Genomic DNA, 21,889 nt, shown 5'->3' with positions numbered 1-21,889 from the left:
TTGTTGGCGAGAGAATTTGACCAGACAGCTTAACTAATCCCCTGCCCTTCCCAATTGCGCGATTTGCGTCACAAGCCGTTCGGTCTTCACTCCAATTACAAGCTTTATGTGCTCTACTCAAAGCGGAGCTTTTGGAGGATTTTTATAGGAATGCCTTCGCATGCCTACGTTAGAACGTCATCGACTGAAAGAACCCATGATCCCGCTCAACCGAGTTTACAACTGTAAACCACCTTCCTCTGACGCAAAGCTTATGTAGTCCTCCGCGTTGGAAAACCTACAATATAGGCGAAAACCCTTGACTTAGTGCAATGAATCACGGCTGTTTGTCTCAAGTGGCGCAAAAATGACCACATTCTTTAATTTGAGGCAACTACATGATTCCCGTGACACCACTTGCGGCAGAAAGACCATCGGCACTCGCAACGGAAATATCCGAGAGATTAAACTCGGCTATCCGGGAACATCTACTTGCTGCATTTGCCCCCGACAACACCAAATCACTGCGAAATTTTGCAGCGCCAGAAGCTGCCGAACTCTTAGGTGTCTCAGGTCAGTTCATGCGCAAAGTCCACGCAGAGGGAACGATTCCTGAACCGAATGACGTACGCAGCGGCAGGCGTTACTATACTGCCCAAGAACTTTGGGAGGCTCGCGAGACGCTTGAGAAAACCTCACGCAAAAAAGGGCGCTATGTCCCTCGCCGGACTGAAGGAGAAAAGCTCCAAGTCTGGCAGTTGATGAACTTCAAAGGCGGCAGCAGCAAGAGCACCACAACAATTCACTTGGCTCACTATTTTGCGCTTCGCGGTTACCGTGTATTGGCCGTTGACCTGGATCCACAAGGCTCGCTTACATCCATGTGCGGCATCAGCCCGGAAATAGAGTTTGACGGGCTGACGATCTACGATGCTATTCGGTATGAAGAACCGGTAGATATGGCGGACGTTGTGCTTCCGACATACTTCCCCGGTCTGTCTGTGGCGCCGTCACGGCTTGTTCTTTCCGAGTTTGAGACAGAATCTGCCGTTCACTCCAACCCGGACCATCCGTTCTTTACGAGAATACGGAATGCCTTGGCCCAGGTAGAAGGCGAATTTGACCTTGTTCTGATTGATAGCCCACCTCAACTCGGATTCTTGACAATAGCCGGGATGGCCGCCGCCAGTTCATTGCTTGTGCCACTGACACCTTCGATGCTGGACGTGTCTTCGACTGCTCAATTTCTCGAACTCGCTGGTGCTTACATGGCAGTCATTGAAGATGCTGGTGCTACGCTCGAATACGATAACTTCAAGTTCCTGATAACGCGTGACGAGCCGACAGACGTACCGTCTCAACAACTGGCATCGTTCATGCGAGCACTGTTTCAGGATCGCGTTATGTCAGCTACGGCCCTCAAAAGCACTGCAATCAGTGACGCCACAATGCTCAAACAATCAATTTACGAGGTCGTGCGGTCGGAAATGACACGCGCAACTTATGATCGGGCAAAGAACTCAATGGATGCGATCGGCTCTGAGGTAGAGCAAATGATCCATCAAGCGTGGGGACGCAGCTAATGGCTAGAAAATCGCTTCAGGAGATGTCGGGGATCGCAAGCACCATCGCGCGCTCCAGCCCCAAGGCCATCGACAAAGCCCCAAAACCCAACGCCCCTGCACTTGGTGCGCTTCAGGGCTCTCTGGCCGCAATCAGGGAAATTGACCCTGCTCTGATCGACGATTGGGGCCCAGCCGATAGGCTTGGTGAGTTTACAGCTGTAAACACTGACGAGGAAGACGATAGTTTTGAAAGCTTGATGTCGAGTATACAAGACGGTGGCCAACAGGTTCCCATTCTTGTCAGAAAATCGAAATCCGACGGTCGATACGAGGCAATTTATGGGCGGAGGAGGCTCAAAGCCTGTCGTGAACTCGGTATTAAAGTCCGCGCTAATGTTCAGGATATCGACGATGCTTCAGCGCTTCTCGCCAAAGGGCTTGAAAATGCTGCGAGGCGCAATCTTTCCTTCTACGAGAAAGCACGTTTCGCCGAGGCTATCCTGACTTCCGGGCATGACACTGCAACGGTGCGGCAAGTATTGAACGTTTCGAAATCAGGGCTGTCTCACCTGACAAAAGTTACGCAACATGTTCCTGCAAAGATTGGTGACATGATCGGTGCAGCCCCAAAATCTGGCCGCCCAAAATGGACCGTGCTTGCAGAACACTTCGGTGCAGGCAAGCTGGCGGAAGATGAAGCGGCCAACCTGCTTGCAACCATTGAGCCATCGATGTCGTCAGATGATCGGCTGGAAATGCTCCTAAAAGCAGCTACCAAACGTGGTGCACGACAAAGAGAAGGTGCAGCCGAAGTAAGCCCAATTGAAGGCGTTACAATCAAATCCACCAACGGATCACTAACTGTTTCGGTCAAAAGGACCGGAGCTAACGCTAGCTTCGCCAGCTGGTTGGACAATAACATGGCTGAAATCATCAAGCGCTCACACGCTGAGTTTACAGCTGTAAAGACCGAGAAAAAGAACTGAGGACGAGCAGAAAGGAGGAAGGCAAACAAACAAAACCCCGAAGCCGGAGCTTCGAGGGCTGCTGCGCAGAGCGCAATTCTTAGATTAGACACCTAGAATCTAGCAGCACCCGAATCGCCACACAAGAAAAAACGCTCCTGAGCGTACGGGAAATTTTTGTCTGCCGATAGATAATCATGAAAACACTAACAGCATTGGCTCCAAATGGAGCAACCTTGTCGGGAACGGCAGGGCAGAGGAGTAGTACGCCCAAAAATGGACACTTCTTCGCGCCGTTGAAGAGGCCAGGGAACCTCTTGGGTTAAAATCCACAACTCTCAATGTCCTGAGAGCGATGATTTCCTTTGTGGGCGGTGATCAGATTACTGCGGACCAAGATGATCATCACATCTGCTTCGCTTCCAACGCGGCGATCGCCCAACGAACTCATGTCAGCGTGCAGACAGTTGAGCGTCATATCTCAACGCTGGTTGAGCTTGGACTTATCCGCCGCGTCATGAGCGCAAACGGCAAGCGATGGGCGCGCCGGGATAGACAGGGCAGGGTGGTCACCGCGACTGGGCTCTCCTTGATGCCCTTGTATGAACGACACCCTGAGTTCATCCAGGAAGCCCAGAGGCATGCTGATCGAGTTCTGGAGTTCACTGTACTCCGTGACAAGGTTTCCGCCGCTCTGGCGCGCCTTAGGGAGCTCGTAGCAAATGACACCGCGATCTCTGATTTGATGACCACCGTACGCAATGCTCTGCGTCGCAAACCAGATGCGAATGTACTCAACAAGCTGCTGGCAGAAATCTCTGTGGAAATCTCCGAGATAACACAGACAGATTCCGAAAATTTGAGGGCCAGTGACAGTGAAATCGAGGGGCACAAAGAGGACTCTTTGAATCCGGAAGTTAAGAAAGAAAAACTTTCTCAGATTCAAGTTTCTCCAGACCAAATGGAGCGCAGTTTTCCACGGCTATGCTCAGAACTACGCTTTGCAAAAGATCAGCACCACTGTGATCGGCTTATGAATGATATCGCCGAGTATCTACGGCTTGGCCAAACCTGGTATGCAATGAAATCGACGTTTGGCCCAGCTATTCGCTTCATTGTTCTCGGATACATCCTTCAACGTGCAGAGAATATACAGTCTCCAGCGGCTTACCTGATTTCGTTGCTGGCTAAGATCGAAATGGGAGAGTTGTCTCCAAAGGCAATGCTCTCGCGGACCTCCAATGCTACGTAAATTTGGGAAACAGGATGAGATTTACCGTCTTCAGATTACACATCCAATCGATGACCGGGTTGAAGAGTTTGAAAAGGTGAGTAATAGGATTGACCTCTATAAATCACAATTGCATAAATGGTGAGCTATAGAAAGGAAGCTTATACCTCACGATGTGGAACTGGCAGAACCCTGATTGGCCGAATTTTCGTTACGATGCCGCAAGACTCGGACCATACGAACAACAATTCCTGTTGTCCTCAGGGGAAGTTCTTGGAGCGGTTCATCATGTGAACACATCGGATCGAGATCAATTGCGTATCGACCTGCTAAGCGAAGAAGCGATGAAAACCAGCGCGATCGAAGGCGAGATGCTGGATCGTCTCAGCGTGCAATCCTCCTTGCGTCGGCATCTTGGGCTGGCTCCCGACAGCTATCCATCTAAACCGCGCGAGCAGGGCGTTTCTGAAATGATGGTAGATGTTTATTCCAACTATTCGGAACCACTGTCACACGACACCCTGTTTCGGTGGCATGACATGCTTCTTTCCCATGACAGGCATCTGGAAACGATTGGATCATACCGGAGCCATGAGGATGCGATGCAAATAGTCTCAGGCAGGCTCGACCGTCCAACGGTGCATTTCGAAGCGCCACCTTCGCGTCAGGTTCCTGCTGAAATGGACCAGTTCGTGACATGGTTCAACCGGACCGCACCGGATGGTCTGGAACCATTACGTGCGCTGACGCGGGCCGGTTTGAGCCATTTGTATTTCGAGAGCATTCATCCCTTTGAAGACGGCAATGGCCGGTTGGGAAGGGCGTTGGCTGAAAAGTCCCTGGCGCAAAACATTGGTCAGCCAAGCCTGATTGCACTTGCTTTCACGATCGAGCGAGAGCGGAAGGTTTACTATGACCAGCTCGAACGTCACCAAAAGACGCTAGACGTTACACCTTGGCTTAACTGGTTTGCTGAGACAGTCCTCACAGCACAGCAGGTGACTCTTGAGCGGGTTCGGTTCTTCATATCCAAGACGCATTTCTATGACCGGCATCGAGATCAATTCAACGCTCGCCAAAGTAAGGTCATCGCCCGTTTGTTCAAGGCTGGGCCGGATGGTTTCACAGGCGGACTGAGCGCCGAGAACTATATCTCGATCACGGGAACATCCCGCGCCACGGCGACGCGGGATCTCCAGGATCTAGTAGATAAGGGCGCTCTGACCCGAACGGGTGAACTCCGGTACACACGCTATTGGCTAAAGTTGGACCTGGAAAGGTAGGGAGATGAAATACGACACGAACGGCGTATTCTGTTGAAAAACTCTGTCTTGATCGAAGGCCATCTGGCTGATTCAATTCTCTTATTGAATGGGAGTTTGGATGATGATGGGACCAAAACAGGAAACTCAGGCTGAGCTGTTCTATGAGTTCTCCCTGGAGGAACATGTCCCGGACAATCATCTGCTGCGGTCGATTGATCGATTTGTTGACCTGAGTAGTATCCGCAATCATTTGGCGGATTTTTACAGTCATACTGGTCGCCCTTCCGTCGATCCCGAGTTGCTGATCCGCATGCTGCTGGTGGGCTATTGCTTTGGCATCCGGTCGGAACGGCGGTTGTGCGAAGAAGTGCACCTGAACCTTGCGTATCGCTGGTTCTGTCGCCTCGATCTGACTGATCGAGTGCCGGATCACTCTACCTTTTCCAAGAACCGCCATGGTCGGTTCCGCGAGAGTGAACTCTTGCGGCACGTGTTCGAAACGACAGTGGCGCGGTGCATCGCAGAAGGTTTGGTCAGCGGCCAGCGTATGGCGATTGATGCCAGCTTGATTGAGGCAGAAGCGACCAAGCAGTATTCAGCGTCACAAGAAGAATGGGATGCTGCACAGATCGATGCCAAGACCGCACCGCGCGCTGTTCGGGAATATCTGGAAACCCTGGATGAGGCCGCGTTTGGTGCTGCCTCGCCAGTCAAGCCTAAGTTCATTTCATATTCGGACCCTGCCAGCCAATGGACAGCGGCGCACAAGGCACCAGCCTTCTTTGCTTACTCTGATAACTACCTCGTTGATACAGATCACAGCGTGATTGTGGATGTGGAAGCGACCAGATCCATCCGGCAAGCCGAAGTGGGGTCGACAAAGACGATGCTGGACCGGGTGAAGGACAAGTTCGACCTCGTCCCCGACTGGATGATCGCCGATACCGCCTACGGCTCAGGCCCGATGCTCGGCTGGCTCGTGGATCGCAAGATCGATCCTTACATCCCGGTCATCGACAAGGCCGGACGCCCCGACGGCACCTGGACACGCACAGACTTCGAATGGGACGCTGAGCATGATCAATATATCTGCCCAGAGGGTCACGCGCTTAAACAGTTCCGCCGGAATTACTCTGATCCAAACCGGGGGCCGTCGGGCAAGGGCACAGCCCGCTATCGCGCCTTGAAAGAAGTCTGCCAGGTATGTCCGTCCAAACAAAGATGCTGCCCCAACGCTGATGCACGCAAAATCACCCGCGAAGAGCACGAAGATGCGCGCCAGGTCGCCAGAGATCTGGCCAAAACTGAAGAGTACCAGATTGCGATGAAGCTCAGAAAGAAAGTTGAGATGCTCTTCGCCCACCTCAAGCGCATCCTAGGCCTTGGACGGCTCCGATTACGTGGACCGTGCGGCGCAAATGACGAATTCCTCCTCGCCGCCACCGCCCAGAACCTCCGCAAACTGGCCAAGATCTTTCCCGCACCGCAGCAAACACGTAAAGCCTGATCAGAAAGGCACTCGCGCTCGGTTCAGCACACCACTTTCTGCGTCCGCAACACGTTGTTTTTCCACAGAATCGGCGTATTTCGTTGAAAAACTCTTGGTTGATTGAGTGGTAAGTCGCTGATTCAATTCGTCCTGTAGGGAGGAATTGGCGATGATGGGACCGAGGCAGGAAGCGCAGGCGGCGTTGTTCTACGAGTTCTCGCTGGAAGATCATGTCCCGCAAGATCACCTGCTGCGCTCGATTGATCGGTTCGTCGATCTTGGCAGCATCCGGTCGCATCTGGCGGAGTTCTACAGCCATACTGGACGCCCCTCGGTTGACCCCGAGTTGCTTATCCGAATGCTACTCGTGGGCTACTGCTTCGGGATCCGGTCCGAGCGGCGGCTTTGTGAAGAGGTTCATCTGAACCTAGCCTATCGGTGGTTCTGTCGGCTCGATCTGAACGACCGTGTGCCGGATCATTCCACATTCTCGAAGAACCGGCATGGGCGGTTCCGCGAAAGCGAACTGCTGCGCTACCTGTTCGAGATGACCGTGGCACACAGCATTGAGGAAGGCCTCGTCAGCGGTCAGCGTATGGCCATCGATGCAAGCTTGATCGAAGCCGATGCCAACAAGCAGAACTCAACGCCGAAGGAAGAGTGGGACGCCTCAACCGTTGATCCGACCGACGCGCCCCGCGCCGTCCGCGAGTATCTCGACACGCTGGACGAGGCTGCGTTCGGCGCTGCCAGCGAGGTTCAGCCCAAGTTCACATCGCATTCCGATCCGGCGAGCCAATGGACCGCAGCCCGCAAAGGCCCTGCATTCTTTAGCTATTCCGACAACTACCTGATCGATACAGATCACGGAGTTATCATCGACGTCGAAGCCACCAGATCAATCCGTCAGGCTGAGGTCGGATCGACCAAGACCATGTTGAACCGAGTAAAGGAACGGTTCGATCTGCATCCGGAGAGACTAATCGCGGACACCGCCTATGGCACCGGCCCACTTCTGGGCTGGCTGGTTGATCGCAAGATTGCGCCGCATATCCCGGTGTTCGACAAGTCCGGTCGCAATGACGGCACCTGGACCCGCGCCGACTTCGAATGGGATGCTGAGAATGACCAATACATCTGTCCCGAAGGTCACGCCCTCAAGCAGTTCCGCCGCAACTACTCAGACCCCAACCGCGGTCCGACGGGCAAGGGCACCGCTCGCTATCGCGCTCTGAAAGAGGTCTGTCAGGTCTGCCCATCGAAAACCAAGTGCTGCCCCAACGCGGATGCCCGCAAGATCAGCCGCGAAGAAACAGAAGACGCCCGCCAGGTGGCTCGAGACATTGCCAAGACCCGCCAGTACGACATCTCAATGAAGCTCAGAAAGAAGGTGGAAATGCTCTTCGCCCACCTCAAACGCATTCTCGGCCTGGGTCGGCTCCGATTACGTGGCCCATGCGGCGCAAACGACGAATTCCTCCTCGCCGCCACCGCCCAGAACCTCCGCAAACTGGCCAAGATCTTTCCCGCACCGCAGCAAACACGTAAAGCCTGATCAGAAAGGCACTCGCGCTCGGTTCAGCACACCACTTTCTGCGTCCGCAACACGTTGTTTTTCCACAGAATCGGCGGAAAGCAGAAATTCGCCGCAAGTGCAGCATTTCCATTTGCAACCCGGAATAGCGGACGTTCAATTTATAGTTTCCAACGCTCCGGGAAACGGCGGTAGATCCGTCGAAAATCGGCGATGCGTGAAGGTTCGAAAACTGTCCGATAATGCAAACTTATTGGACATAGCTGAGAGCCGCAGAGTGGGGCGGTTTGTACACTATATAGTAGGCAAAAGCGCCCTAGTTATCTACACTGTGTAGCATGACCTACCAACCTACGACCATCGCCGACGACCGGATCACTCTACCCAAGCTCCCCGCCTGGGTCACCTCGGCGCGTACAGAAACCCCGGAAACCATGGCATTTTTGTCGGGTGCTACCTTCGCTATGCTCGACGGCGTATTACGGCAGTCAGGCGATGCGGTGCCCAAGTCTTTGCTGGCCAACGCGCTGGCGCTCAAAGCCGCCGTGGTGACCTCCAAACTCGAAGGACGCATGGCGACAGAGGCCGATATCCGAGACGCCTATCAATTGACCCCGCCGGATATGCTCGGCGTGCGCCATTGGGGACCGGATGGGGATGTGCTGGATTTCTGGCGAAACGCCGTGCGGCTTCGTTTGCAGAATACTGACTGGCTGTGCGCTACTGCCGTTCACATCAATGAACGCTTTGGCGAAGAGGCGGGCATCAGTCTGGCAACTGCGGTCGATAAAAGCCAGTCTGACGGGCCACTTTCAGCGGCAACCGGCATCCTTCGCGAGGTGCTTAAGGCCGATCATCGAGCGGAGCGGATCGGCTGCTTGTTGTCCGATGTGGTGCTGGCACGGTTCTTCGGTTGGGAACGGCCGTTACCATTGACGGCCCTCCATCTGACCAAGAGCACCTTGCGCGACCTGAAAGAGGGGACAAGCATATCCGCTGTCCAACATACCATCACCCAGGGGGCTGAAACCACCATTCGACTTGCGACGATGCTTGCTGCACGGGCGAAGGCCCTGCGCGCCGTTGCCCCGAAATTACGGACCAAGGGGTCGGCCGATGCGGTCGCCCTGTTTCTGAGCGAAGATGCGGTTGCTCCCTCCGGCATGCTGTCGCCGATGATACGTGGCACGTCGACCCCTATGACGGCGCGGGCCGCCCGACGCTTCTGCTATCGGCTGGTCGAATTAGACGTGGCGCGAGAACTGACCGGTCGGTCGACATTCCGCCTCTACGGGATCGCGTCATGAGTGCAGTGACACAGAATTTTTCAAGCTCGGACTTGCCTGATACTGCAGGCGACGGCCGATCACACCACAGTGTGTTTGATCGGGAGCTTGAGGACCTGCCGCAAGAGTTGCGATGGCGCGAGTGGATGGGGCGGATCGAGGCGGTGCTCTTCGCCAGTGCCTCGCCAGTCGGGCACGAGGACTTGGTCCGTGTGATAGGGCAGGGGGCCTCAATCGATATATTGATCGAGGACATCCAGGCCGAGCTGGTGGGGCGTCCCTATGAACTGGTGCAAGTAGCAACCGGTTGGATGTTCCGTACAAAGGCGCAGTTTGCCGAAGCGATCAAGGCGGCGGCTGATCTCGGTGAGCGGTCCTTAGCGTTCAACGAGACTGAAATGGCCGTTCTCTGCGCTGTTGCTTATCATCAGCCGATCACCCGGGATGGATTGAAAGAGATATTCGGTAAGGAGATTAGCCGCGATCTTCTTGCACGACTTCGTTACACAGACATGATTGCGAACGGACCCAAAGCACCGCGGCCCGGGGCACCGCATACCTTTGTAACGACGCCTGAGTTTTTGGCGACGTTCGATCTTCAATCGTTGAGGGATTTGCCAGAGTTGGAACTGAGTGAAGCTACATGATGAAGAAAGCGAGTCTCAGCATCGAAGCCATCCATGTTCCTGGCTTTCAAAACCCCGTTCACGCCGAAACGTTCTTGCAAGCGCTGTCTGATACACAATGGGTCGAATTGCGGGCAGAGGCGACTCGATCAAGACGACGCGGTGACCCAGTTCTCTTGTGCGGTGATTGCCGCGCACCGGTCTATGGGCGCGAGTCAACAGCAGGTCGACGTCACTGCTATCACTTTGTTCGGACATCAAGGATTGCCGGTGGGCGACCGCCAACGCCTCAAATTTTCGCTCGATTGACGCCTCGAAGTTCAAAGGAGCTCAAGAGGGCGAGTGTCACAAAAACCTGAAGGCGATGATCTGCGAAATCCTGGCCCTGGACACCTATACAGCCGAGGCTGGCATTACTTCTGAGCGCTACACAAAGGGTCATGATGGGCTTTACGCCTTTCCGGATGTTTATGCCTCATCAGGGGTCGAGTCCGGCTCAGTGCAGAATAGGGCGGTAAGGAGTTTTCCTAATAGGTTGGTTTGAAGCCGACCTTTAATCGCACCAAACCCGAGCTGGAAAGACGCGGACGACGCTACCTTTCGCTGACTGAAAAGAACACCTATTCGCTTAGCCGCCTCCACCGGAAGGCGTTAGGTCGGGTTCAACGGACGCTCACTTTCAGAGCTGGTTTTTCAGCGATTCGGTCACGCTGAACGGCGGAAAGTTAGGTCTGCGCCGCGTGCTGTTCAGCAAGTCACAATACTGCCCCCATGCAAACTCGCTCTTGATCTCGGCTGGCCGGTCATAGGTGTAGGTTTCGCGGTAGTCGTCGATCTTTCCTGTGACCCGATAGCGAGATTTTGCGGCGGGCTCGACGTAGAGCCGAATGGCATAACGTATGTTGTTCAGGAATTCCGCTATCGTGCTGGCATGGTAGGCGAACAAGTGCGTGTGAAACCAATCCCAGCAATCCGGTAACGCTGCGTAGGCTCGGCTCTCGTCAATCGAAACGCCGTTCTCCCCGAGGATTCTTATCAGTTTAGCAGCTTGTCCGCCGAGGCGCAGGAAATTGTGCTTCCCGATGTCTCCACCCATGCGAATGAAGTCGATGCGCTTAACAGTCAAATCGACCTCCACCTCGATGCTCGACAACCATACTCCCGGAACAAAGGCGGAGCACTCAAGCCATTCAGTGAAATCATGAACCTCCATAGTGAGGAATTTTATATCATTCCCTATCAACGGGTTCTCGCAAACCCGAGCAAGATAAAAGAGTGTAGTATGATCGGTAGCCTTGCCGCCTTGGGGCGGTTTTGGCAGTCCGAAAGGCATCGGCCGCTGACCTTTCCCAGTGACTGGCGAAAGGAAATCGCGCAGTAGGATTGCGAACTGTCGTAGGGTGTCCGACGTCTGGGGCAGGAGGTTTGTGTTTTCTCTCACCTCACCCGGCGAACAAAATATGGCGTGGTTCACCATATCGTCCACCATGCCCATTGTGGCATTTAGAACTATGGCCTCCTGCTCGAGCGTCGTGAATGTCATCTAGCCCCCCCGCTGGGCTGACCCTATCTCAATCGTGGAAACCATCAATAGACATGATCGCGTCTCAATAGGATAGGCTGCCAAGTAGCGGCTAAGGGCTCTTTTTCCTCTTTCGCCTCGGTATGCAAACGACCCCGCTTTGGTGATCGTGTCTCAATGAGTGTAGAAACTGAGACAGTTCGCCTGTCGGATCTCTTTCAATGTCTCATTGGGCGTTTCTTGCATTATTTTAGAGATATTGAGACGCTTGACGATGCACTGTCGCAGTAAACTCCTTACCGCCCTATTCTGCACTGAGCCGGACTCGACCCCCATCATGGCAGAGAGGGCCTGCAGCCTTCGAAATCCAGCTGGCAACGACACAACTGCCAACCATCACGCGTCGCGAGGACTTCTACGCGGAAAACGGAATTCGCTTGTGCTGGATCGTGTCCGGCGATGTTGCGCAGCTGGAGTGGCGCGCCTTCAAGGACATCTATCTGCGCAATGATGGTCAGATCTTTGCTGTCGATGGAGATGTGCTTTCCGCTGCCAGAACTGCCGACGCACCACGATTCAGAATGATGCGGTTATTGCCCGGTGCCGTCCGTAAGGGACTTACTGCAGTCTGGCGAGAACGCGTCGTTGCGCCCGATGAGATCGACTGGGGGCAACCCGGGGATAGACCGAAGTCAGCCGAAGGCAGCTATCTTGATCGACTGATTGAAAGAGACGATGAAATCGCACACTTTCGTGAACAACTTTATGCGGCACTCGCCGAGTGCGATCATGACCAGGCGGGCCTTATTTGGGATAAGATCGCAGCGATCGTCGGCGGTGCCCTCTGGAGCACCCTCGGCGACCCATATGACACAGTGCGGGCACTTGGCGTTCTCGCCACTGTCCGACGTGGCATCGTCACAGTCCAAACCAAAATAGACATTTCCAACCTGCACCATCTCGTTAATTCGCTCTTGCTGGAACCGAAAGGGCGTCGATCCTGGTCCCATGCGTTCGTGACTCTCGCGGCTTTGAAAAAGCCAGATCTTCTGGACACGCCGTCAATCGCAAAGAAGCTCGAGCGCAATATTGGTGTCGAGCAAAGTCATTCCAGTAAGGAGATGTTCGCCGGTCGCGTATTTGACGTTCTATTCCCGGAAGGCGCGTTCAAGCGCCTTCGTCTAATAGAAACATGATGCCAATGGGTCTGGTTCCTGCCGTTTCCTTCACGCAACTGAGGTGCGGATGTCTGTGACATTCTTCGTACATTGAACCACTAGGATATCTTTGACCGATCCATTCTCGACGGCCGCGGAAGGATAATCACCTTCTCAATCCCTTCGAGGCTTTCCAGGCCTTGTGTGAGAGTTGCATACTCTTCTGTCTGCCTGCAGTCATCCCAAATGAACGCGATGAGCTTCTCATAGCCGGTCCGATTGCCGAGATAGAGTGAGCGATCTGCGGCTATCTCTTGTGTAATCTTGCGGCACTCTGCAGTTCCGGCGCGGCGCATAAACTTGACCTCGACGATCGTTCGAAGCGAGGGAACGCCAAGATCATAGCGAGGGTGGTGTGCCCCAACTTAGGAAGTGATTGCTCATCCACTAAATCCTTGAAGACAGGCCGGAGCAACGTCCAGAGGAGATTCTGGACGTGATACTCGTGATCAACCTCCCATTGTTGCGGTGTGACACTTTTTACGCGCGGTTTTGTTTCATAGGTCCAATGCGACATGGCATCCCGAACTTCGTCGAGCAGAGCGATCAACTCCGGCAAGCCAACACCATGGATTGGCAGTCTTGAAAGCGCGCCCATGCAAGAGTCAAAAATGGCTCGACCGGCAGCGCGCTTTTGTTGCATTCTTTCCCCGAGCAGTGTCACGGCACTCGCCCAGGCAAGCTGCATTTCCTTGGGACCAGCTTCAGCATTCAGTGCCGTTTGCACCGCAACTCTGCACAGCGCATCTGGAATGGTATCCCAATCGACAATGCCCAAGACAGCCTGGGCGGCTTTGACAAGCCCGTACTCCCAGTCCGTGCGTGGCACAACCGTTGCTGATTTTTCCAGTAGATCGACAATCCAGTCGCGCTCATGCACTGGGACATTGGCCCGCTCGATGCCCAACGACACACCGAATAATGCGAAACCATCGATCTCAAATCTTGGAACCCGTCCCTCAGCAAAGAAGGTTCGACCAGACAAATGCAGAAATCCCTGCCTGAAGCGGGCAAGATCGGCTTCTGTCGCCATGTCTGCTGCGATTGCATAGCCTAGACTTGCCACCACCGGATAAGCGGCAACATCATCAGTTTGATCACCATCAACACATACCAAAGAGGGTAACCTGTTGCGATCTTGCGTTATCATGAAGGCACAAAATCCTGCGACATGGTTAGGCAAGCGGGCGTATTCATCCTCAGAGACAACAAGTTCGGATTTGAGTTCGGATAACTGCATCACAGAAACCAAGGGGTTCTGCCAATGTCGCGGAACTTCACGGCATCATCGTCCCAACTTTCAACCTGCTTTAACCCAGTCAGCCGCTCTGCAATCAAGTCTGAATACTTGATCGTAATCGGGAACGGTTCAGGAGACATGATCCGCCAAGAGTGCGCGGTAAAATCAAAAGCTTGCCTTGCCAAATAGGTCATGTCTCGAAATGTGGAGTTGCGATGGAGCTTAAGAAGGCAAGCCCGGGGCATCCCGTCGGTGACTTGTTTAAGTTCCGATGCACCCGCAAACACAACGAGCGACTCGTAGTTCCCGAGTTTGAGATGCATCCCCCTTGAGGGACCTAAGATGCCTTTCTTTTGTTGCGCCCAAGAAGGCTGACCTTGTTGGTTCAAATCAAAAATCACGAAGGGATTGGTCGGAGCGACGTGGACAAAAGCATATGTCACATTGTCCAGATCGAGACCTTCAACCGCAGCTTTGATTGCCTCTGCTTCGACATCCTTAGCTGGTTTGAACATGTGAAAGATGAGACGAACCCGATCCGTGTTCTTCCAGTTGTCTTGGTCTCGAACCCGCACAACTGTCCGTTTCAGCGTATCCGTGAGAGCGTCCGCATATTCCTCAAACGGAACAACGTTTGTGCGTTCACTCAAGTGATAACCGCCATCACTTGAAAAGACCGTTGTGATACCGACCTGGCGCGTCCCACCCCCTATTCTGCTGTTCGTTGCGACATGTGACCCCACACCGATCACCAGTTCATGGCCGACGGTTTGTTCGGCCCCCAAGAGCCACAGACGGCCCCCGAGCTTTGCATAGGATGCAAGGCTCATCTGGTTCATTGTAAAGACCAGTCCCGAAGCCGGCTGTTGCATTGTCTCTAATCGGAAGCTCTGAACAGCAACATGGTTCTTCAGTAACGCAGCTTTTGTCCCAAAATATGGGTTTTGGTTGCCGGGGAGGGTTTTGAATTCTTCCTCGACCTGAACCAGTGCCAGATCCCACTGGATTCCGGTGTCAGCGGCATGCTCAAGTGCATTGGTACACGCCTTTTCGTAACTCTCCAGCGTCGGCGACAAGGACGTAAAAGTCTGAACGTTTGCTTTTTCGAGTTGGAAACGACGTAGAAATCCATCCCCATAGCGCGCTTGCTCTCGCCCACGCCTCCCGGTTTTGACGTCAGGCATGCCTTCGAGGAATTTGGCAACGAAAGTCTCAACCTGTCCCTCATACCGGTCTTGGCAAATGACGGCGATGTTGAGCCCCTTTGGCGTGAAGGTCCTTTGATCGTAAGGGCCATTAGCCTTGATTCCACGCTCATTCCAATCGTCCGTGCGCGTTCCTGACGGATCAAACACAAGCGAAGGCTTCTTGATCATTTCGCGGGTGGGGAATGAAGGAGACCTTGAGTCAAGTAACTGAGCAATCTCGAATTGCACTCCGGGAACGGCTTCTAAAGAGTCGTCCCGCAAAAAACCCAATGTCTCCTCGATCGTCTTGAGCCGCCCCGGGCCTGCATGAAGTTGGCTTGCTCCGAGGTTTGCCTCCTTCAGAACCCGTTCTGCATCGTTGCCAAGAAGAACGCGTACACACCAGTCAAAGTCAGCTTTGCTCCCGGACAGGCGGGCTTTATTGGCCTCGACTGTTTCATAGCCTTCGCGGTGATCTTCTAGCACCAACTGCCCATCTGAAATCGAGGCAACGCGACCGACAATTTGGGGACGCAATGTCAACCGTGGATCATTAGGTGGATGATCTGTCTTGGCCCCCTAAAACTGTGCCACAGTTGGCTTAGTTTTGGAGACGGGATTGATGGCGCGGAAACGGTATTCGGACGAAGATATTCTGCGGCTTTTGCGCGAGATTGAGCTGGGCCTGGCATCTGGTTCGGATGTCGCGACGGCGTGCAGAACGGCTGGTGTCAGTGATGCGACCTATTACACATGGCGCAAGCGGTTTGGTGGGATGGGACGATCTGAGATGGCCAATCTGAAGGCGCTGCAGAAAGAGAATGATCGGCTCAAGAAAATCGTGGCTGAGCTTGAACTGGACAAACTCATTCTCAAGGAGAGCCTTGATTATCTAAAGCCAAAGGCCTGACGGCAGACCAGCTTCGTCAGGCCGTGGTCCACACCCGACAAAAGCTGGCAACCTCTGAACGGCGCACCTGTCGCGTGATTGGATTGGCGCGGAGCACGCTGCAATACCGCGCAGCGCCAAAGGATGATGAGGCGTTACGTCTGGCGATGATCCGATTGGCCAAACGGTATGGGCGCTACGGCTACCGCAAGGTCGCCGAGCTGCTGCGTGTCGAAGGCTGGGCAGTCAATCATAAAAGATCGAACGACTATGGCGCGAAGAAGGCTTGCAGCTCCCACAACGGCACAAGAAACGCAAACGGCTGTACCACAAGGACAGCTCGATCATCCGGCTCCGACCGCAACATCCCAATCACATCTGGAGCATTGACTTTGTCCACGACAAGCTGAGCAACGGACAGAGCTACAAGATGCTGACGGTGCTGGATGAGTATGTCCAGCCCCAATTCTATGGGCCAGTTTTGAGCAAGGTTTCTGGAACGGGCGGTCGCATGTTTAGAGCCTGATGGGGTCTGACACGATTGTACTGTCTAAGCCAGGTATTGATGACGATCTGAGCCTGTTTGGTGGTGTGGAACCATTCTGCGTTGAGGACTTCCCGGCGCAGAGTGCCATTGAAGCGCTCGTTGTATCCATTCTCCCAAGGTGATCCCGGGTAGATTTGGATCGGCTTAATGCCCACCTTTCTTAACCAGGTCTGCAGGGCCGTTGCGATGAACTCCGCGCCGTTGTCGGAACGGATGTGTTCGGGCTTCCCGTGCCGCAATAAGAGTGGGTAGAGCGCATCCAGCACGTCTGCGCTGTTCATCTTCGGCTTGACCGCTACGCAGAGCGCCTCACGGGTATACTCATCCAGCACCGTCAGCATCTTGTAGCTCTGTCCGTTGCTCAGCTTGTCGTGGACAAAGTCAATGCTCCAGATGTGATTGGGATGTTGCGGTCGGAGCCGGATGATCGAGCTGTCCTTGTGGTACAGCCGTTTGCGTTTCTTGTGCCGTTGTGGGAGCTGCAAGCCTTCTTCGCGCCATAGTCGTTCGATCTTTTTATGATTGACTGCCCAGCCTTCGACACGCAGCAGCTCGGCGACCTTGCGGTAGCCGTAGCGCCCATACCGTTTGGCCAATCGGATCATCGCCAGACGTAACGCCTCATCATCCTTTGGCGCTGCGCGGTATTGCAGCGTGCTCCGCGCCAATCCAATCACGCGACAGGTGCGCCTGTCCAGCCCCAATTCTATGGGCCAGTTTTGAGCAAGGTTTCTGGAACGGGCGGTCGCATGTTTAGAGCCTGATGGGGTCTGACACGATTGTACTGTCTAAGCCAGGTATTGATGACGATCTGAGCCTGTTTGGTGGTGTGGAACCATTCTGCGTTGAGGACTTCCCGGCGCAGAGTGCCATTGAAGCGCTCGTTGTATCCATTCTCCCAAGGTGATCCCGGGTAGATTTGGATCGGCTTAATGCCCACCTTTCTTAACCAGGTCTGCAGGGCCGTTGCGATGAACTCCGCGCCGTTGTCGGAACGGATGTGTTCGGGCTTCCCGTGCCGCAATAAGAGTGGGTAGAGCGCATCCAGCACGTCTGCGCTGTTCATCTTCGGCTTGACCGCTACGCAGAGCGCCTCACGGGTATACTCATCCAGCACCGTCAGCATCTTGTAGCTCTGTCCGTTGCTCAGCTTGTCGTGGACAAAGTCAATGCTCCAGATGTGATTGGGATGTTGCGGTCGGAGCCGGATGATCGAGCTGTCCTTGTGGTACAGCCGTTTGCGTTTCTTGTGCCGTTGTGGGAGCTGCAAGCCTTCTTCGCGCCATAGTCGTTCGATCTTTTTATGATTGACTGCCCAGCCTTCGACACGCAGCAGCTCGGCGACCTTGCGGTAGCCGTAGCGCCCATACCGTTTGGCCAATCGGATCATCGCCAGACGTAACGCCTCATCATCCTTTGGCGCTGCGCGGTATTGCAGCGTGCTCCGCGCCAATCCAATCACGCGACAGGTGCGCCGTTCAGAGGTTGCCAGCTTTTGTCGGGTATGCATCACGGCCTGACGAAGCTGGTCTGCCGTCAGGCCTTCGGCTTTAGATAATCAAGGCTCTCCTTGAGAATGAGCTTGTCCAGTTCAAGCTCGGCCACGATCTTCTTGAGCCGATCATTCTCTTTCTGCAGTGCCTTCAGATTGGCCATCTCAGATCGTCCCATCCCACCAAACCGCTTGCGCCATGTGTAATAGGTCGCATCACTGACACCAGCCGTTCTGCACGCCGTCGCGACATCCGAACCAGATGCCAGGCCCAGCTCAATCTCGCGCAAAAGCCGCAGAATATCTTCGTCCGAATACCGTTTCCGCGCCATCAATCCCGTCTCCAAAACTAAGCCAACTGTGGCACAGTTTTAGGGGGCCAAGACAGCCGAAGATGAACAGCGCAGACGTGCTGGATGCGCTCTACCCACTCTTATTGCGGCACGGGAAGCCCGAACACATCCGTTCCGACAACGGCGCGGAGTTCATCGCAACGGCCCTGCAGACCTGGTTAAGAAAGGTGGGCATTAAGCCGATCCAAATCTACCCGGGATCACCTTGGGAGAATGGATACAACGAGCGCTTCAATGGCACTCTGCGCCGGGAAGTCCTCAACGCAGAATGGTTCCACACCACCAAACAGGCTCAGATCGTCATCAATACCTGGCTTAGACAGTACAATCGTGTCAGACCCCATCAGGCTCTAAACATGCGACCGCCCGTTCCAGAAACCTTGCTCAAAACTGGCCCATAGAATTGGGGCTGGACATAGTCGCGCGCAATTTCGCGCTTTCCTGAAAAGGCCCTCACTATGGCGGCATTCATCAGAGAGGGCCAATGCCAATGTGTTTCTCTGAGATCGAGCTCTATCACTTTGTCGCTCAGCGGTTCAGCACCCGGCACGACAGGAATATCGATAATGGTGTCGTCTTGCCTGTCTGTTCGGAAAACATGTGTTTTCGCGAACTCCCTACGGAGATCACTAAGTATATCCTTTTCAAAGGAGCGATAGCCGACTTGGATTATCGTTTCTCCGGTGATTTTCACCGGCGCAAAGTTGAGTCTTAAGTTGTTTCCGCTCATTTACCTTAGATTTCTTTTTCGTCTTATTAGTTTGTGGAAAGCTGTTTTCAAAAGTCGTGCTCTGTGAGCGGACCGTCCTATGCCGCGGTGCCATCCATGGCACTTGGAGGTTGGGGTTCGAGGTCACATTTACTTCCATCCATGCACTTTTACGAGACTAAGACGCTTGGTTGCATTCTCATAGGAAATATTTCGAATAAAGTAAAATATATTGGCAATTAGCCATGGTTTGGGCCATTGTCTGAAAATCTGGATTGACTAGATTTCAAGGAACGCTCAAAAAAATGGCAAAAAGCCAACAAAATGAGAAAAAACTAAAACCCCTGCTGCAAGATCTGCCTGCGGGATATCTTGTCGACGCTGCATGGTTGGTCGCGCGCAAAATCGATCGCAAATCTATCTTCAACTACGAACGTCAGGGCTGGCTGGAGAAGGTCATACGCGGGGTTTACCGCCGCCCTAGCAACGACGTCTTCAGCGCGTATGGTGCCGAGGACTGGATACGAACGGTGCTGTCGATCCAGCACCTAATGGGCTGGTCCTGCCACGTGGGGGGAAAAACCGCTTTAGATTTGGCCGGTTTTGAACACTACGTCAGTTTTGAAGGTGTCCGCTCCGTGCATCTCTATGGATCGACACCAAAATGGCTGAAGCGCTTACCGACATCTGATCTCTATCAGCTGCACACAAATTCTCTCTTTCAAAGTGAGGAGCTCGGGCTATCCGGTCTCAGTGACTACGATAAACCTGGCACTACAGAGGAACCACGACCACGTACCCTGATCCAGTCAAAACCTGAGCGGGCAATATTGGAGTGGCTCAACGAGCTACCTCGTAGAACAACATTTCATTCAGTAGACATGGTCTTTGAGGGATTGGCGACACTCCGGCCCAAATTACTTACTCAGCTCCTGAAAGACTGTCGAAGTGTGAAGGTTAAGCGCCTCTTTTTTGTCTTCGCAGACAGGCACAGTCATGCTTGGCGCAAACACATCCACACAGATGATTTCGATCTCGGTGCTGGTCCGAGAGCGCTTGTAGAGGGGGGTAAATTGCACCCGCAATATCGCATCTACGTCCCAAAAGAATTTGTTCTCACAGATAGTGAAATGGACACCGATGGACCGTGAACCTTATGCGGCACAGGTCGCTCTGCTTGTGCGTCTTTTGCCCATCATCTCCGAAAAAAAAGACGTGTTTGCCTTGAAAGGCGGGACGGCTATCAACCTATTTTATCGTGATCTGCCACGTCTCTCGGTGGACATTGATCTGACCTATTTGCCGGTCCAAGAGCGCCAAGCATCACTAGTACAAATCGATGAAACACTAACTTCCATCATGGAAGACATAAACAAAGTGCCCGGCTTGACCGCCAAGCGAATTGCAGGAGGTGGTGGAGGCGCGACCCGCATTTCTGCCGATGACGGCAACGCTCGTGTGAAAATTGAAACCTCGCCGGTCACCCGCGGTATCGTGGGTAACACTCAGACCATGCCCGTGTGTGACCGCGTTGCCGAGGAGTTTGGTTTTGCAGAAACGGAAGTTGTGTCGTTCGAAGACCTCTATGGCGGCAAGATCCATGCGGCTTTGGACCGGCAACACCCGCGTGATTTGTTTGACATAACCGAACTTTATGAAAACGAGGGGCTGACAGACGCGCTTCTTCGCACATTCATGGTCTACCTTGCGAGTTCTCCTCGCCCCCCGCACGAACTTCTTGATCCAAACAACATTGATCTGACAGAAGCTTACAAAGATGAGTTTGTGGGCATGACAAGGCGATCTGTTGAGCTTGACGAGTTGCTTGCTGCGCGAAGTCATCTGATCAATGACATTCAAAAAAAGTTAGGTGGGCCGATCGCAGAATTTCTGGTCGGTCTTCAGGAAGGAAAACCGGACTTTGAATTATTAGGGCTCTCAGCAGCGTCTGAACTTCCAGCGGTGCGTTGGAAATTGCTCAACCTGAATCGCCTGATCGAAAATGACCCAGAAAAGCACAAACAGCAGACTGACCAGCTTGAAAAACTATTGCACTGAGTAAGCCCATTCCATGAACACACCGGAAGCGACATCACAAGAAGCAACAAGTGCCCATACTGCCTTGGATGGCTACTTGTAGCGGCTTGAGATCATAATCCGTTGGGCGCGAGATCATCGCTGTTTCTGGCTCAGATTATTTGAGACTATAATTCGATTTGGGACCACTTTATTTGAGAACGGGCTCAGAATAATTGAGACGGGCTCACATTTCTGAGACTGGGATCGGTGGGGTGAGACCATCCACATGACCTCATAGCGACAACCCCGCCATCCGCATTCGCTCTGCCAATTCGCGGGTCCGCGCGGGTTCAAGCTGCCCGCTCAGGAAGCGTTTGATCTCGGCAGGTTTGGACTGGAACTGATCCGCCAATACCTTCACAGAATAGCCCTGCCGGGTGAGACGTGGCTCCAAGTCATCAAAGTCGGGGGCCAGGGTGGCCGACACAATATCCGGCGTGATTGGTTTCTGGCCGATGCGGAACCCGGCCTCCAATGCCCGGTTTAAATATTCGGCAAACTGTAAGGGTGTGGTCAGGCGCTCTGCCAGTAGGTCCAGCGCCGCCGGTTCGATAATCTCGTCAAGTGGAGCGTCGTCCTCGGTACACTGGTCCAAAAGCCAGTCGAGATAGGTTCGGGACTCTTCCCCAATCCTTCGAAGGGCAGGATATCAGTGCGATGCCCGATCTCTTCCATCGTTGGGCGGCGAAGGTCGTTTCGCAGCTTCGGATGGCC

18 protein-coding genes and 3 pseudogenes are annotated in these 21,889 nt (G+C 53.7%); 14 read left to right on the top strand and 7 right to left on the bottom strand.

Features of this window, described 5'->3' with window-relative positions; genetic code table 11:
- Positions 1-377: 377 nt before the first annotated feature.
- The 8 genes and pseudogenes from repA to scpB all read left to right on the top strand — a co-directional run bounded on the left by repA (position 378) and on the right by scpB (position 9,961).
- Entirely contained in the window at positions 378-1,562 is a 1,185-nt protein-coding gene (gene repA, locus ACR3ES_RS22650) for a plasmid partitioning protein RepA (protein ID WP_170436838.1), read from the top strand.
- Positions 1,562-2,530, top strand: a complete 969-nt coding sequence (repB, locus tag ACR3ES_RS22645; protein ID WP_170436841.1) for a plasmid partitioning protein RepB — start codon at positions 1,562-1,564, stop codon at positions 2,528-2,530. Before repA ends, repB begins: the two co-directional genes overlap by 1 nt.
- Positions 2,531-2,840: 310 nt before the next feature.
- Positions 2,841-3,761, top strand: a pseudogene (locus ACR3ES_RS22640) (helix-turn-helix domain-containing protein); the annotation flags it as partial.
- Between the two features lie 152 nt (positions 3,762-3,913).
- Complete coding sequence (locus ACR3ES_RS22635; protein ID WP_170436848.1) at positions 3,914-5,023, top strand: Fic family protein; 1,110 nt, start codon at positions 3,914-3,916, stop codon at positions 5,021-5,023.
- Positions 5,024-5,126: 103 nt separating this feature from the next.
- Positions 5,127-6,512 carry an IS1182 family transposase gene (locus tag ACR3ES_RS22630; protein ID WP_480425708.1) on the top strand — a complete coding sequence of 462 codons (1,386 nt, stop codon included), beginning with the start codon at positions 5,127-5,129 and terminating at the stop codon, positions 6,510-6,512.
- 151 nt (positions 6,513-6,663) lie between these two features.
- The gene (locus ACR3ES_RS22625) at positions 6,664-8,049 is read left to right on the top strand and encodes an IS1182 family transposase (protein WP_170437437.1); all 1,386 of its coding nucleotides are present in this window, start codon (positions 6,664-6,666) and stop codon (positions 8,047-8,049) included.
- Between the two features lie 317 nt (positions 8,050-8,366).
- Complete coding sequence (locus tag ACR3ES_RS22620) at positions 8,367-9,335, top strand: DUF1403 family protein (protein ID WP_480425710.1); 969 nt, start codon at positions 8,367-8,369, stop codon at positions 9,333-9,335.
- Positions 9,332-9,961, top strand: a complete 630-nt coding sequence (gene scpB / locus ACR3ES_RS22615; RefSeq protein ID WP_170437267.1) for an SMC-Scp complex subunit ScpB — start codon at positions 9,332-9,334, stop codon at positions 9,959-9,961. Before ACR3ES_RS22620 ends, scpB begins: the two co-directional genes overlap by 4 nt.
- Positions 9,962-10,619: 658 nt before the next feature.
- Here scpB and ACR3ES_RS22610 read toward each other — a convergent pair.
- Complete coding sequence (locus ACR3ES_RS22610) at positions 10,620-11,483, bottom strand: hypothetical protein (RefSeq protein ID WP_170437265.1); 864 nt, start codon at positions 11,481-11,483, stop codon at positions 10,620-10,622.
- Between the two features lie 428 nt (positions 11,484-11,911).
- Between ACR3ES_RS22610 and ACR3ES_RS22605 the strand changes: the two genes are divergently transcribed.
- Entirely contained in the window at positions 11,912-12,658 is a 747-nt protein-coding gene (locus tag ACR3ES_RS22605; RefSeq protein ID WP_170437263.1) for a hypothetical protein, read from the top strand.
- A gap of 80 nt (positions 12,659-12,738) precedes the next feature.
- Here ACR3ES_RS22605 and ACR3ES_RS22600 read toward each other — a convergent pair.
- Both ACR3ES_RS22600 and ACR3ES_RS22595 read right to left on the bottom strand, forming a co-directional pair.
- Positions 12,739-13,196 (bottom strand): annotated as a pseudogene (locus ACR3ES_RS22600) (PD-(D/E)XK nuclease domain-containing protein).
- 722 nt (positions 13,197-13,918) lie between these two features.
- A complete protein-coding gene (locus tag ACR3ES_RS22595; protein WP_480458764.1) occupies positions 13,919-15,649 on the bottom strand; it encodes an argonaute/piwi family protein in 1,731 nt (576 codons plus the stop codon).
- 79 nt (positions 15,650-15,728) lie between these two features.
- Between ACR3ES_RS22595 and ACR3ES_RS22590 the strand changes: the two genes are divergently transcribed.
- Positions 15,729-16,016 (top strand): transposase, encoded by a 288-nt coding sequence (locus ACR3ES_RS22590; protein WP_480425685.1) that lies wholly within the window; start codon positions 15,729-15,731, stop codon positions 16,014-16,016.
- A gap of 23 nt (positions 16,017-16,039) precedes the next feature.
- On the top strand, positions 16,040-16,405 hold the full coding sequence (locus ACR3ES_RS22585; RefSeq protein ID WP_480634776.1) for an IS3 family transposase: 366 nt from the start codon (positions 16,040-16,042) through the stop codon (positions 16,403-16,405).
- Positions 16,406-16,463: 58 nt separating this feature from the next.
- Here ACR3ES_RS22585 and ACR3ES_RS22580 read toward each other — a convergent pair whose 3' ends face one another.
- Entirely contained in the window at positions 16,464-17,246 is a 783-nt protein-coding gene (locus tag ACR3ES_RS22580; protein ID WP_480424918.1) for an IS3 family transposase, read from the bottom strand.
- A 2-nt stretch (positions 17,247-17,248) separates the two neighbouring features.
- Positions 17,249-18,366: pseudogene (locus ACR3ES_RS22575) on the bottom strand (IS3 family transposase).
- Between the two features lie 62 nt (positions 18,367-18,428).
- Here ACR3ES_RS22575 and ACR3ES_RS22570 point away from each other — a divergent pair.
- The gene (locus ACR3ES_RS22570; protein ID WP_480425714.1) at positions 18,429-18,788 is read left to right on the top strand and encodes an integrase core domain-containing protein; all 360 of its coding nucleotides are present in this window, start codon (positions 18,429-18,431) and stop codon (positions 18,786-18,788) included.
- Here ACR3ES_RS22570 and ACR3ES_RS22565 read toward each other — a convergent pair.
- Positions 18,731-19,117, bottom strand: a complete 387-nt coding sequence (locus tag ACR3ES_RS22565; RefSeq protein WP_480458801.1) for a hypothetical protein — start codon at positions 19,115-19,117, stop codon at positions 18,731-18,733. The two genes, ACR3ES_RS22570 and ACR3ES_RS22565, sit on opposite strands and share 58 nt — an antisense overlap.
- Positions 19,118-19,401: 284 nt before the next feature.
- Between ACR3ES_RS22565 and ACR3ES_RS22560 the strand changes: the two genes are divergently transcribed.
- Positions 19,402-20,247: a type IV toxin-antitoxin system AbiEi family antitoxin gene (locus ACR3ES_RS22560; RefSeq protein WP_170437257.1), complete on the top strand. Its 846-nt coding sequence runs from the start codon at positions 19,402-19,404 to the stop codon at positions 20,245-20,247.
- Complete coding sequence (locus tag ACR3ES_RS22555; RefSeq protein ID WP_170437254.1) at positions 20,237-21,154, top strand: nucleotidyl transferase AbiEii/AbiGii toxin family protein; 918 nt, start codon at positions 20,237-20,239, stop codon at positions 21,152-21,154. Before ACR3ES_RS22560 ends, ACR3ES_RS22555 begins: the two co-directional genes overlap by 11 nt.
- A gap of 253 nt (positions 21,155-21,407) precedes the next feature.
- Here ACR3ES_RS22555 and ACR3ES_RS22550 read toward each other — a convergent pair whose 3' ends face one another.
- Positions 21,408-21,770: a hypothetical protein gene (locus ACR3ES_RS22550; RefSeq protein ID WP_480424840.1), complete on the bottom strand. Its 363-nt coding sequence runs from the start codon at positions 21,768-21,770 to the stop codon at positions 21,408-21,410.
- Positions 21,771-21,889 lie beyond the last annotated feature (119 nt).

It is taken from the genome of Ruegeria sp. B1, assembly GCF_056535885.1.
Note: the sequence above shows the minus strand (reverse complement) of the source record. Positions and strands in the feature narration are given on the sequence as shown.

Excerpts from the sequence above, each read along its gene's own strand:
- scpB (WP_170437267.1), top strand. The coding sequence starts at position 9,332 with ATGAGTGCAGTGACACAGAATTTTTCAAGCTCGGACTTGCCTGATACT.
- ACR3ES_RS22590 (WP_480425685.1), top strand. The coding sequence starts at position 15,729 with ATGGCGCGGAAACGGTATTCGGACGAAGATATTCTGCGGCTTTTGCGC.
- ACR3ES_RS22625 (WP_170437437.1), top strand. The coding sequence starts at position 6,664 with ATGATGGGACCGAGGCAGGAAGCGCAGGCGGCGTTGTTCTACGAGTTC.
- repA (WP_170436838.1), top strand. The coding sequence starts at position 378 with ATGATTCCCGTGACACCACTTGCGGCAGAAAGACCATCGGCACTCGCA.
- repB (WP_170436841.1), top strand. The coding sequence starts at position 1,562 with ATGGCTAGAAAATCGCTTCAGGAGATGTCGGGGATCGCAAGCACCATC.
- ACR3ES_RS22560 (WP_170437257.1), top strand. The coding sequence starts at position 19,402 with ATGGCAAAAAGCCAACAAAATGAGAAAAAACTAAAACCCCTGCTGCAA.
- ACR3ES_RS22620 (WP_480425710.1), top strand. The coding sequence starts at position 8,367 with ATGACCTACCAACCTACGACCATCGCCGACGACCGGATCACTCTACCC.
- ACR3ES_RS22570 (WP_480425714.1), top strand. The coding sequence starts at position 18,429 with ATGAACAGCGCAGACGTGCTGGATGCGCTCTACCCACTCTTATTGCGG.
- ACR3ES_RS22610 (WP_170437265.1), bottom strand. The coding sequence starts at position 11,483 with ATGACATTCACGACGCTCGAGCAGGAGGCCATAGTTCTAAATGCCACA.
- ACR3ES_RS22565 (WP_480458801.1), bottom strand. The coding sequence starts at position 19,117 with ATGAGCGGAAACAACTTAAGACTCAACTTTGCGCCGGTGAAAATCACC.
- ACR3ES_RS22555 (WP_170437254.1), top strand. The coding sequence starts at position 20,237 with ATGGACCGTGAACCTTATGCGGCACAGGTCGCTCTGCTTGTGCGTCTT.
- ACR3ES_RS22635 (WP_170436848.1), top strand. The coding sequence starts at position 3,914 with ATGTGGAACTGGCAGAACCCTGATTGGCCGAATTTTCGTTACGATGCC.
- ACR3ES_RS22630 (WP_480425708.1), top strand. The coding sequence starts at position 5,127 with ATGATGGGACCAAAACAGGAAACTCAGGCTGAGCTGTTCTATGAGTTC.